This window comes from Neobacillus niacini (genome assembly GCF_019749295.1).
Lineage (GTDB): Bacteria > Bacillota > Bacilli > Bacillales > Cytobacillaceae > Neobacillus > Neobacillus niacini_D.
The window spans coordinates 190,008-202,609 of the sequence record NZ_JACWFG010000018.1 but is presented as its reverse complement, the minus strand read 5'-3'; the positions used below and the strand labels follow the sequence as shown (position 1 = coordinate 202,609).

General features: G+C 37.7%; 13 protein-coding genes and 1 riboswitch. Of the genes, 5 read left to right on the top strand and 8 right to left on the bottom strand.

The genetic code is table 11. From position 1 onward, the window contains the following. Positions 1 to 80: 80 nt before the first annotated feature. The 3 genes from H0184_RS22280 to cax form a co-directional block, all read right to left on the bottom strand. On the bottom strand, positions 81 to 278 hold the full coding sequence (locus H0184_RS22280) for an SE1561 family protein (RefSeq protein WP_221828572.1): 198 nt from the start codon (positions 276 to 278) through the stop codon (positions 81 to 83). Positions 279 to 375: 97 nt separating this feature from the next. Beyond that, positions 376 to 1,161 (bottom strand): YfkD famly protein, encoded by a 786-nt coding sequence (locus tag H0184_RS22275; RefSeq protein WP_221828795.1) that lies wholly within the window; start codon positions 1,159 to 1,161, stop codon positions 376 to 378. A 546-nt stretch (positions 1,162 to 1,707) separates the two neighbouring features. Beyond that, positions 1,708 to 2,745 carry a calcium/proton exchanger gene (cax, locus tag H0184_RS22270; RefSeq protein ID WP_260631743.1) on the bottom strand — a complete coding sequence of 346 codons (1,038 nt, stop codon included), beginning with the start codon at positions 2,743 to 2,745 and terminating at the stop codon, positions 1,708 to 1,710. A 199-nt stretch (positions 2,746 to 2,944) separates the two neighbouring features. Here cax and H0184_RS22265 point away from each other — a divergent pair, with 199 nt between their 5' ends. Beyond that, a complete protein-coding gene (locus tag H0184_RS22265) occupies positions 2,945 to 4,123 on the top strand; it encodes an MFS transporter (protein ID WP_221828568.1) in 1,179 nt (392 codons plus the stop codon). 177 nt (positions 4,124 to 4,300) lie between these two features. Continuing rightward, a complete protein-coding gene (locus tag H0184_RS22260; protein WP_221828566.1) occupies positions 4,301 to 6,217 on the top strand; it encodes a heavy metal translocating P-type ATPase in 1,917 nt (638 codons plus the stop codon). Positions 6,218 to 6,424: 207 nt separating this feature from the next. On the opposite strand, the gene H0184_RS22255 is transcribed toward H0184_RS22260, so the two are convergent. Next, positions 6,425 to 7,261: a YihY/virulence factor BrkB family protein gene (locus tag H0184_RS22255; RefSeq protein WP_221828564.1), complete on the bottom strand. Its 837-nt coding sequence runs from the start codon at positions 7,259 to 7,261 to the stop codon at positions 6,425 to 6,427. A gap of 31 nt (positions 7,262 to 7,292) precedes the next feature. After that, a complete protein-coding gene (locus tag H0184_RS22250; protein WP_221828562.1) occupies positions 7,293 to 7,679 on the bottom strand; it encodes a YtxH domain-containing protein in 387 nt (128 codons plus the stop codon). A 234-nt stretch (positions 7,680 to 7,913) separates the two neighbouring features. On the opposite strand from H0184_RS22250, the gene H0184_RS22245 reads away from it, so the two are divergent. Further along, a complete protein-coding gene (locus H0184_RS22245) occupies positions 7,914 to 8,141 on the top strand; it encodes a DUF1128 domain-containing protein (RefSeq protein WP_221828560.1) in 228 nt (75 codons plus the stop codon). Positions 8,142 to 8,170: 29 nt separating this feature from the next. Here the strand turns inward: H0184_RS22245 and map are convergent, their stop codons facing one another. Then, complete coding sequence (gene map / locus H0184_RS22240; RefSeq protein WP_221828558.1) at positions 8,171 to 8,920, bottom strand: type I methionyl aminopeptidase; 750 nt, start codon at positions 8,918 to 8,920, stop codon at positions 8,171 to 8,173. Between the two features lie 214 nt (positions 8,921 to 9,134). Here map and H0184_RS22235 point away from each other — a divergent pair, with 214 nt between their 5' ends. Beyond that, positions 9,135 to 9,464 carry a helix-turn-helix domain-containing protein gene (locus H0184_RS22235; RefSeq protein WP_221828556.1) on the top strand — a complete coding sequence of 110 codons (330 nt, stop codon included), beginning with the start codon at positions 9,135 to 9,137 and terminating at the stop codon, positions 9,462 to 9,464. A 182-nt stretch (positions 9,465 to 9,646) separates the two neighbouring features. On the opposite strand, the gene sinI is transcribed toward H0184_RS22235, so the two are convergent. Beyond that, complete coding sequence (gene sinI / locus H0184_RS22230; protein WP_313771812.1) at positions 9,647 to 9,796, bottom strand: DNA-binding anti-repressor SinI; 150 nt, start codon at positions 9,794 to 9,796, stop codon at positions 9,647 to 9,649. A gap of 32 nt (positions 9,797 to 9,828) precedes the next feature. Beyond that, positions 9,829 to 9,918, bottom strand: a riboswitch (cyclic di-GMP riboswitch). Between the two features lie 622 nt (positions 9,919 to 10,540). Between sinI and H0184_RS22225 the strand changes: the two genes are divergently transcribed. Further along, on the top strand, positions 10,541 to 10,705 hold the full coding sequence (locus tag H0184_RS22225; protein WP_221828553.1) for a hypothetical protein: 165 nt from the start codon (positions 10,541 to 10,543) through the stop codon (positions 10,703 to 10,705). Positions 10,706 to 10,736: 31 nt separating this feature from the next. On the opposite strand, the gene hutH is transcribed toward H0184_RS22225, so the two are convergent. Beyond that, a complete protein-coding gene (gene hutH, locus H0184_RS22220) occupies positions 10,737 to 12,254 on the bottom strand; it encodes a histidine ammonia-lyase (protein ID WP_221828551.1) in 1,518 nt (505 codons plus the stop codon). Positions 12,255 to 12,602 lie beyond the last annotated feature (348 nt).

Sequence of the window (12,602 nt, the reverse complement as noted above, 5' to 3'; positions counted from 1 at the left end):
AACTATTTGACGATTATTATTATACTCCTATAAACAACTGATTTAAAGATAAAGGTTCTCCCAAAAAGAAAAGAGCCTGATTAAACAGACTCTGGTGCTTCACGATGATTGAACTCTTTACATTTGTTTTCTAACTCATCAATCATTTTTATTAAGTTGTCGATATCATCAAGATCCGTGTCCTCTGGATCGATAGCATCCAATACATCTAGAAACATGTTCAAACGTTGTTTTAAGAAACTTACTTGTGAATTTTTATCATGAGTCGGATTGCCCAAAGTTGATTCTCCCCCTTCTATTCCAATATCCTACACTGTCTGAAGTTCTTTTTCAAAAAAGAACCCCTACGACCTTTGTAGGAGTTCTTTCCCCAAATCATCTTGGTCTTTCAGACGCGGCAAATCCAAACGAGACATGATCCTGGACTGGAATCCATGCTCCAATTCCTTGTGAGGTTACATTTTTAATCACGATAATCTTTTTATTTCCCTTTAGCATTAAATAAACCTCACCGTAAGTGACTTTACCCTTTTCATTGACGGCAGGTGCATATGCATATAAGTACCCTAATCGATTAACAGGGATATTGTAGACATGGTCGTTCTTTGTTCCTGCTCCGATAATTGTATCAAAGGCTAGTGGTAAATGTGTTTTTTCCATTGCCTTTAACAGCATCATCTTTTTTACATCTTCTGCATTTGGTATTTTTGCGGTTAATCCGCCGCGGATAATTTTTTGAGCCTCTTGTACATAATGAATCTGGTATGGTACTTTACCGCCGCGATTATCATAGAAGTTTGTATTAATCTTTTGATACTCCCAGTTAGGAGACGTTTCGGATGATTCATAATTTAATGGCCACTGTCCAAGGTACACGATGGCACGATATCCTAATGCAAAAGGTGTGCTATTAATACTTGATTCATTCAACATGCGGATTAAATCTGGATTTTCAATTTTCACCTTCGAAGAGTCAATGAGTTTCTTTGTTAGCTCACTAGGCTGCAGGGTAGGTAAATCCTGAGTTGAATTGGGGTAGGTATTTTCCTTCGTTATATTACGAACCGAAGGAGGAACTTGGTAGTTTGCAGGTTCTTTTTTTGCATTTGCCTTTTCAGCCGAAACAGTTGGGAGAAAAGCTAATAGTAATAGCATTGTCATGAAGACAGGGTAAAACTTTTTCACAAAGAAAAACTCCTTTCACTTTTGTAACAGTTATAAGTCTGCTCATAGTGTTTTCGGAGTTGAAAACTTTTATCCATTTCCACGAAATATTTCAATATTTCTCCTGATACTCCCCGCTATCAAGTGATTATTTCTCAGTCAATGCCATCATTAAATCAGCCCAAAACCGAATGCCATTTTATTCTCCTAAAAAATAATAATCAGAACATTTACAAAATTCAATTAACCAGTTATAATGTACTTAACCTTAAAAAAGGAGGGCAGTAATCAATCGACGAACCATTTACCAGTAAGGAGGTTGGGATTCCACTCATATATGAAAATTCAACACTCGTGTTTTTCAATTATAAACTAAACATGAAGGTTGGTGATTGATGGGCCCAAGATACGCGATTGGTTTTACCCCATATAGCATAATGATTGAATGAAAGCAAAATTACATGATTTACTCTTACATCGAATTTGAAAAGTAAAGGAAGACTCTGTGCCCGCTGGCTCAGAGTCTTTTTATTTGACCATTTTTTATAGTAAGAAGAATCCTATACCCATGATGAAATAGGCCGCAAGTAAGGTGAGTCCCTCAAACCAGTTTGATTCCCCGTCATTTGAGATTACAACCATAAGCAGTACAGAGGTCACCATGGCAATTAACTCTGGCATAGTAAAAACAAGCGGCATGGTTGTTGGAAAGAGAAGGGAAATTAAGACTAGTACTGGTGCAACAAACATGGCAATCTGAAGTGTTGAGCCGATTGCAATCTCTACCGCAATATCCATTTTATTTTTAAAGGCCATTACAATAGCAGAAGCGTGTTCTGCAGCGTTACCAACAATGGCGACAATAATAACCCCTATGAATAACTCCGTCCAGCCAAATGATTCCGCTACATATTCAAACGTATGAACAAGATTTTCTGAAATATAGGCAACAGCTAGAGTAGCTGCCAATAGAACGCCAATAGCCTTGCCTTTCCCCCATTCAGGCTCTTCCTCATGATGTGTTTGTGCATTCTCACTTTGATAAACCCCTCGATGTGTAACCAATTTAAAGAAAAGAGCCGCTAGATAAAGTAAGATTAGAATAAGTGATATCCCAATACTAAGTGTTAATGTTTTCGACTCATTCATTTCCATCGAAAAGACCTCAGGAATTACAAAGGCTACAATTACAGCGAACATTAACAATCCAGAATTGTGCCTGGCATCATGGACATTAAACGTCTGCCTTTTAAATTTCAAACCCCCGATAAAAAAGGATAAACCAGCCACCAGTAGAAGATTCCCCAAGACTGATCCTGTTAAGGATGCAAGTACAACTCCAACCAGCCCTTCCTTTAAAGCAAAAATTGAAATGATTAATTCCACTGCGTTTCCAAAAGTAGCATTTAATAGACCTCCTACACGTGGTCCTGTGACAATTGCCAAACTTTCAGTTGCCCTCCCCATATAACTGGCAAGAGCGATAATTGAAACACAGTAAACAACAAAAAGAATCATAGTCGGCCAATGCATCAGTGTCCCAATCACAGAGAGCGGGACTCCAATGAAAGTAAGCAGCATAAATATTTTTTCCACTGTTTCTCCTCCTTAGGGCTTGCATAGAAAATGAATATGATAAAAAAGTATAAAAATTCCTCCAGTATGATAGTTCCCTTTTTTTGTGCTATTTAACATGATTGAAGAATATTTTTCTTGCAAATGCATTATTTTCCCGATACCATCGAATGGGTATTAATTAACAAACTAATGAGGTTTATATATGAATAAAACTAATTTTCGGTTTTGGGTTTTAGTGACCATCGTCGCCATTTCTGGCTTTTCACAAGGAATGCTTCTTCCATTGATTGCGGTGATTTTTGAACAAGGCGGGGTTTCTTCCTCTCTTAATGGATTAAATGCCACTGCTCTCTACATTGGGATTCTTCTTGTTTCTCCATTTATGGAAGCACCGCTGCGAAAGTATGGCTATAAACCAACGATTATACTTGGCGGCGGACTAGTAGTGCTGGCCCTTGCACTGTTTCCATTGTGGAAATCCTTTTGGTTTTGGTTTGGCTTGAGGGCTCTAATCGGGATTGGGGACCATGCCTTACATTTTGCCACGCAAACCTGGATTACCTCTGCCTCTCCAACCGAAAAGAGAGGGCGGAATATTTCCTTATACGGTTTATTTTTTGGGATAGGATTTGCCAGCGGACCCTTGATGACACCACTGGTAAATATTAATGAGGCATTGCCATTTATTGTTTCCTCTATCCTTTGTTTAATTGGCTGGGTATTTGTATTTACATTAAAGAACGAGTTTCCTGAACAGGAAGTGGAAATTAATTCATTCCTTAACACAATCAAACGTTTTAAGAAGACCATGAAATATGGCTGGGTCGCTTTCCTCCCACCCTTTTGCTACGGATTTTTAGAATCCTCTTTAAACGGCAGCTTTCCCGTCTATGCATTAAGAAGTGACATCGACGTTGCAAGTGTTTCCTTCGTACTAACAGCCTTTGCAGTCGGCAGTATCATCACGCAGCTGCCATTAGGTGTTCTTAGCGATTCCTACGGACGTAGAAATATCTTAATGATTGTTCTTCTTCTTGGATTTCTAACATTTACATCCGCGAGCATTTTTGAACATTCCTTTATTGGCCTTTTCATCTCATTCCTTTTCTCAGGAATGGTCGTAGGTTCTACATTTTCACTGGGAATCAGTTATATGACGGATCTAGTTCCGAAAAATTTGTTAGCAACAGGAAATTTGTTATGTGGTATATTCTTTAGCTTAGGAAGTTTAAGCGGACCCATAATCGGCGGTTTATTTATTCAATTTTTCAAGGGAATTAGTTTCTTTTATATTATCAGTACCATGCTGTTAACCTTATCCATCATTATTTATACGTTTGGTAAGAAGAACTATTCAATGGTTGAGCAGCATAACTCTTAATTATATTTGGAGCATAATTATATAAATTGCATATAATTTATGATAAAATTAATTTAATCTAATAATTGTTTTCGGAAGTCCGCTGTCATCTTTATTGATGACAGCTTTCGTGTTTTTTAGGGGTAATGATTTTGATTATTTTTCTCAATTAGATAGACAAAGAGGAGGGAATTGAAAATGAGTACAGATGCCAAGAGATTAACAAAAGGGCTGCCCAAGGTAAGTATTTTAGAAAAAATAAAACCCCATGCCGAGCTGATTGCCGCTGGACTTAGTGGTGTTTTCATTGCAGCAGGATGGATTACAGATAAAATGGGTGATCATGTCACTTCTATTATCTTTTATTTATTAGCCTTTGTGATTGGCGGCTTTGCAAAAGCCAAGGAAGGAATCGAGGCTACTTATGAAAACAAACAGTTAAATGTCGAAATGCTGATGATTTTTGCAGCGATCGGTTCTGCGATTATTGGTTATTGGACAGAAGGCGCCGTTTTAATTTTTATATTTGCTGTCAGCGGTGCTTTAGAGACTTATACAATGAACAAAAGTCATAAAGAAATATCCTCGCTTATGAAGCTTCAGCCAGAAGAGGCTCTTCTCATTAATAATGGGATTGAAAGGCGTGTACCTGTCTCTGAGCTAAAGATTGGTGACCAAATCCTAGTTAAACCGGGAGAAAGAATCCCTTCAGATGGAGTCATTAAGATGGGGCATACCAATATTGATGAGGCCGCCATTACAGGGGAATCAATGCCAGTCTCAAAAGGAATTGATAAGGAAGTGTTTGCAGGTACCGTCAATTTAACAGGTGCCATCACACTCCAAACAACGAAAACAAGTAATGAAACACTCTTTCATAAAATCATTGAACTTGTACAATCCGCACAAAGCGAAAAGTCTCCATCACAGCTGTTTATTGAACGCTTTGAAGGAACGTATGTAAAGACCGTGTTAGTTGTTGTTTTATTAATGATGTTCCTGCCCTATTTCTTACTGGATTGGACATGGAATGAGTCATTTTATCGAGCGATGATTTTATTGGTTGTCGCCTCTCCTTGTGCTTTAGTTGCTTCGATTATGCCGGCAACACTGTCTGCCATTTCAAATGGCGCAAAACGAGGAATTCTAGTCAAAGGCGGCGTACATTTAGAAAATCTAAGCCATTTGGAAGCCATTGCCTTCGATAAAACCGGTACACTAACGAAAGGAAAACCTGAGGTTACCGAAATAATCATTCATGAAAACTTTAGTGAATCGGAACTGTTATGGAAAGCAGCTTCAATAGAAAACCAATCAAATCATCCTCTTGCACAATCGATTGTCAAATATGTGAAAGCCAAATTTGACACAGACCTTATTCAGCCGGAGAATCTTGAAGATGTTTCGGGGTGGGGTGTAAAAGCGGAAATAAATGGGGAACAGTGGAAAATAGGCAAAGCGGATTTTGTTGGGAAAGAGGCCGCACTAACATTTGCTGACGGTAAAGCAGCTGAGCTTGCCAGCCAAGGGAACACGCTTGTATTTGTGCAAGTTAACGGTTGTTTAGCCGCAATGATTGCTTTAAAGGATGTTGTTAGACAAGAAACGAAGGCTGCTCTGGACCACTTAAAGAAGCTTGGTATTTACACGGTAATGCTTACCGGTGATAGTGAGAAAACGGCTAAAGCAATCGCAAAGGAAAGTCATGTCGACCAGTTCTTTGCCGAATGCCTGCCTGAAGAAAAAGTGGAGCAGCTTAAAAAGTTAAAGGAAAAATACAAAACCATTGCAATGGTTGGAGATGGAATTAATGACGCACCTGCATTAGCGATTGCGAATGTTGGTATTGCGATGGGTGAAGGATCGGATGTTGCCCTCGAGACAGCGGATGTAGTGTTAATGAAAAATGACCTGCCAAGGATTGCCGAAGCCATTCGTCTTTCCCAAAGAATGAACTCTATCATTAAACAAAATGTAATCTTCTCGATCACGGTGATTATGATCTTAATTTCATCTAATTTTTTTCAATTACTGGATTTGCCTTTTGGAGTAATCGGTCATGAAGGCAGTACCATACTCGTAATTCTAAATAGTTTAAGACTGTTAAAAAATTAATGAACCGGGCTTTCGCCCGGTTCTATTTAATGATATCCATTGCTGCCGTTAGCAGAACCAGATGTTTTATTGCCTTTACTGCCTTTACCCTTTTGCTTTGTGCCGCCATCTTTTTTTGTTTTTTTAGTCATGGTGAGTCCCCCCTATTTATTAACTGTTCCCCACCTATATTGTCTGCAGTGAATGAAGTTTTCATAAAGAAAAAATTTAACAGTTTGCTTTATTCCTTTCACTATAGAAAGCATTGATCTCTCCGCCAATAATGATAATAAACCCAGATATGTATAACCAAATTAGCAAGACGATGATGGCTCCAATACTTCCATAGGTCAATGAAAAGTTGTTAAATTTACTTACATAGAAAGATAAAGCATAGGACGAAACAATCCAGCCGACGGTTGCAAAACCGGCTCCTGGGAATGCACTCCTGCAGCGCAATTTAACATTAGGAGCAATCCAATATAATCCAGTGAAAATTAAAAATAAGATAAGGGCGCTGACAGCTAATCTGAGCATTTCCCAAATACGAAGAAATTCCATCTTAAAGCCTAAATAGGAAAAAAGAAATACTCCAATTTCTCTGCCAAATATCGGTAGTAATACAGCAACGATAAAAACAAAAATCATTCCGATTGTCAGCAGGATAGCCATCCCCCTAGAAACGAAAAAAGAACGACTCTCTTTCACATTGTATGCTTTGTTAAAGGCTCTTACTAAGGCATGAATACCATTAGAGGCAGACCAAATGGTTCCAATAATCCCAATGGATAGTAATCCCCCATTGCGGGTATTCATTACATAGTTAACATTTTTCTCGATTAAATCCATGGTTTGCGGCGGCGCAAACTCTCTAATATTTCCTAAAATGTCAGGGTATGGAATAGGCAGATAAGGCAATAAAGTAAAAATAAAAATTAGAAGTGGAAACAATGAAAGAAGAAAAAAATAAGCGAGCTGTGCAGATAAACCTGGAATATCATCTTCTTCTATCCGATGCCATAACATACTTAACAAAGATTTGCGAACATTCACTACCTTCTCCATATCTCACCTCTCCTTAAACGATTCTTACTTCTTATTTTTCTTTCTCTGCAGCGTCCTCTTCCACAACAACCTCTTTTAATAGGTCTTCTTCAAGTGAGTCTTCAGGACCTGAAAAAGCAATCTTCGTCTCCTTAACCCTTTCCTTTACCTGCGGTGTCAACTCACGAAGTTCGTCCACTTTCTCTGTAATAAAAGAAATATCCTCGTTTACCTGCTCAATCGTGTTTCTAATTTTTTCAGCAGTCTCTTTTATATTTCCGGTTATTTCACCGGGATGCGCAATAACATACGAGACTTGCTCGTACGCTTTTTTCACATTTACCTTCATATCCTGACGTGTTTTTTTATCTAATAAGCTAAGGGCCCCGCCTGCTAAGGCACCATAGATTATGCCTTTCAAAAATAAATTTTTACCCATTTTTTTAACCTCTCCTTTCAAAATGTTTTTATCATTGTTTTCATCACTATGAAAAAAATACCAATATACTCCACTTTATATTTTGCTTTAAGCAGGCTGCCAAATGCAAGGGCTGGCCATATTTTTATCCTATTATTCTTATTACCCATCAATAGACCCCATAAAACATGTTTAGATTGACATCTGCCATTGAAAATGGAAAGATAAAGTTACGAATACTGAAAGGGTGACGGGATGAACTTATCAGAGAAAACAACAGAAAATGTAGAATATATGATTGAACAAATTAAAGAAAAGTTAAAGGTATTAAATCTTGGGGCCATAAAACCTTCTCACTTTGATGAAGAAATGTACGAAGAGTTAAAAGAAATATATGAAATGGTGATAAAAAAACCATCTTTTAGCCCAAATGAAATGCAAGCCTTAGTAGAAGAGCTAGGAAATCTTCGTAAAAACAAGTAAAACAGATCTCAGAGGATCTGTTTTTTCATTTAATCCTGTTCAGTTAAAATAATGGGACCGTCCTTTGTGATGGCAATGGTATGTTCATATTGAGCAGAATATTTACCATCAATCGTACGTGCAGTCCATCCATTATCATCCATCTTGGTTTGATACTTTCCGACGTTGACCATTGGCTCAATGGTAAACACCATTCCTTCTTTAATTCTAGGACCTTTTCCAGGCAGTCCGTAATGTGGTACATCTGGTTTTTCATGAATGACAGCCCCAATTCCATGGCCGATAAAATCCCGAACAACTGAAAATCCTTCACCTTCAACATACGTTTGAATTGCGTGTCCAATATCTCCGATTCTATTGCCAGGGACAGACGCTGCAATTCCTTTATAAAGTGCTTCCTTCGTAACATTTAATAAATGTTCAGTCTCCTTTGAAACCTTACCAACAGCATAGGACCATGCAGAATCAGCCAGCCCGCCATTATAATTAACAACCATATCAATGGTGACAATATCACCTTCATTTAATGGCTCTTTTCTAGGAAAGCCATGGCAAACTTCATCATTAATACTTGCACATGTAGCATATTTATAGCCTTTATAGCCTTTCTGCTGTGGAGTTGCCTTGTGCTTGCTTAGGAATTCGTCTACAAACTCATCAATCTCCCATGTTGTAATTCCTGGTTTTATCAACTTTTTTATTTCCTTATGACATAAGGAAAGAATTTCTCCTGCTTTTTTCATCGCTTCAATTTCACGCTGTGATTTTAGAACAATCATGACTTCCCAACCTTTATTATTTATTTATTTATTTATGAATTCTTATAGAATTGGAAACACACTTTAATAGTATCGTTAAAACGCCACTTTTTCAAAAAATATTCGATAGTTGGAAACTTTTTTGTTATAATAAGTTGTTCTTAATATGGAACTTTTTCATCGTTTCTGATAAAATTATTATAGTAATAATTAATATATTAGGTGTGTGAGCTCAATGATAGGTGATCGTGTTAAAAAACTTCGTTTAGAAAAAAAAATGTCATTATCAGAACTTGCAGAGCAAGCAGGAGTGGCTAAATCTTATTTAAGCTCACTTGAAAGAAACCTGCAAAGAAATCCATCGATTCAATTTCTTGAAAAGATTTCTTCTGTATTACATGTACCTGTTGATCATCTAATAAATGAACAGATTAATAAAGAAGAATTAGATAGTGATTGGATGAATATTGTCAAAGAAGCGATGGATTCAGGTGTCTCGAAAGAACAATTTCGCGATTTTATTGAATTCAATAAGTGGCGAATCGGTCAGAATAATAATGAATAAAGAAAAGCGGAAGGCGCCCGCCTATCGGCGACAAGCATAAGACGAGCCGGCTGAAAGGTTGGTTTTTAATCTTTTGGACAGATTGGCTGTAGAGCCGCGAGCCGATGGCGCCTGGAGCTGGACAAGTAAAAGAACAAAGCATACTACCATGATTTCGTAGTATGCTTTGTTCTTTATGTATCTTAGCGATTCTTTACTAGTACTTCTCTAACTTCTTTCTGATGGAGAAAATCTAAGATTGTTTCCTTTGATAGACCTAGTTCTTTTGCTTCAACAATAAGTGCCAACCATTCTGCGTCCATTCCATTCATCATACTATCCGTTATTTCCACACTCATTCACTCCTAAAATACAAAGTCGTATTCCAGGTAACCCGGCCATCATAGTATGTATATCACACCTTAGATCCTCGGCTTTGCGTCCCCACTTTTCAATGAGTTTGCCTTTTTCTGTTTCAAATTACCCACAAATCTTTGATTATTCAGTATATTCAATAGAAAAGTCTCCGGAGTCCTAATCCCTAAAGCCTATACTTATTATATCTAGTACTTTTTTAGTAACGTGTTGAATTTTGTCAGAAATTTCTATTTTTCAAACCTTTTTTTCACACAATATATTCCAAATTTCTACAAAATTCCCCACCAATACTAAGAATATTATAAAAATTTCATCTCTACTTTGGAAGATTAATGGAAAATACGAGGGGTAAAAGTCGAAATTAGGAATTTTTACCCAATGAAAGTTTTTGTGAAACACCACAAAAAGACTAGAAGCTGATATGAAATTTGACTAATATGTGACAATTGACATTCACTATAAACAACATTATAATATTCTAAATATTAATAATATTAAGATAATGGTGGTGAATCTATTTATGACAGCCATTCATGTATTAAATTACGCAATACCCATTGGTTTTATGATTTTTTTCGGTTATTTAATTGACCGGATGTGCAGCCCCGCTAAGTCTGAAGAAAAAGTTAGTGAGGAATAAATCTTCCTGCTTACACTGCCTGCTAATAAATTTCATTCATTTGGGAATGATACATTCGAAGACGAAAGGAGTGTTTGATTTGGCACGTGGAGAACATTTTAATCATAAGAAGAAAGGTCACCCTGGAAATTTACCGAAGGATAACCAAGTGGTAAAACATTCAAAGGATGCCATCGGTGATGAGGAATTCCTTGTAGTCAGGGAAGCATTTAAGAATAGAGTTGAAACAGAAGAAATAGAATGACAAAAGGCGTGAAGTTTCACGCCTTTTTTATTTACTTCACATTATCAAATTTTTGAATGAGCATCCTTAGGTCCAAACCTTTTAGACCCACTGCGGCCCTCTCAATATCTTTTGAAAAGATTCGATCTTTTTTTATGGAAGGTACAAGCTCTCTTCCTTTCTCATACATTTTTTTGGTCTGACTGGCCATTTTCTCTACCCCGCGTATTTCAACCGCCTGCATCGCACAAATGAATTCAATCGCCAGCACTCTTCGTGCATTTTGAATAATTTGATAGGCATGCCTTGAGGCAATGGTCCCCATACTTACATGGTCTTCTTGATTTGCAGATGAAGGAATGGAATCGACACTTGCCGGATGGGCGAGTGTTTTATTTTCTGAAACCAACGAGGCCGCTGCATATTGCATAATCATAGCACCTGACTGTAAACCAGGTTCAGGACTTAAGAAAGGCGGCAGGTCGTTCAACTGTGGGTTTACTAATCGCTCAATTCGTCTTTCAGAAATATTGGCAAGCTCCGCAACAGCAATTTTCATAAAATCCATTGCAAATGCAATCGGCTGACCATGAAAATTTCCGCCAGAGATAACTTTTTCTCCATCATCGAATATTAATGGATTATCTGTAGCTGCATTCATTTCAATTTCTAATTTTTCCTTAACATAATCTAATGCCTGCCATGATGCTCCATGAACTTGTGGAATACATCTTAGCGAATAGGCGTCCTGAACACGATATTCTCCTTGGACTGTTGTTAATAAACTATCACTTAGATACCTGCGAATTCTTGCCGCAGTATCTATCTGCTGCTGATAGCCCCTTGCTAAATGAATTTCCTCAGCAAAAGCATCAATGATTCCGTTCAACCCTTCCATTGTCATTGCCGCAATAAGTTCACTTTCAAATGCTAACTGCTCTGCTTCTAGATAGCCAACAACTCCCATTGCCGTCATCGCCTGTGTCCCGTTAATCAGCGCAAGACCTTCTTTTGCCTCCAAGGTGATTGGAAGAATTCCTTCCGTTTGAAGTGCATGAATCGACTCCATCCGATTGCCTTTGTAAAAAACTTCTCCTTCCCCAATCAGCACTAATGCTAAATGCGATAACGGCGCCAAATCTCCGCTTGCACCAAGTGAACCCTGCTGAGGAATAACCGGTATGATTTCAGTATTAACTAGTTCTAAAAGTTTCTCAATCACAATTGGCCGTACTCCTGAATACCCTTTTAAAAGTGCATTCGCACGTAAAAGGACCATCGCTTTTGAAACAATTTCTGGAAAAGGTTCACCGATGCCACATGCATGAGAACGAATTAAATTAAGCTGTAAATCTCTGACATGATCCTTTTCGATTAATACATCGCTAAACTTCCCAAATCCTGTATTAATCCCGTAAACTACCTTTTGTTCGGAAACAATCTTCTCGACCGCTTCACGGCTCTTTTTCACGAGACCCATACTTTTTTCAGAAGCAAAAACCTTTTCGTTGCGATATAAAACTTCCTTCATTTGTTCCATCGTTAAACTTTGACCTGTTAGCATAATCATATTTCTCACCTCTACCACTTTAATAGAATAAAGAAAGAGGCTGGATTCCATATCAGATTAGATTTGGAGTCCAGCCTCTTTTATTAACATTTGTTCATTTAGTTTTGTTTTGGAGTGTCTCATAGGGTTATCATTCCATTCCTACTAATTTCGGTTGTTCGCGACTAATTTTGGCCATCCACAACTATTTTGGGTTATCCGCAACTATTTCCGGCTATCCGCAACTATTTTCAGCCATCCGCAACTATTTTCAGCCATCCGCAACTATTCTCGGCCATCTGCAACTATTCTCGGCCATCTGCAACTATTTTCCACTATCAGTAAAATTCTATTATGTTAATAATTATT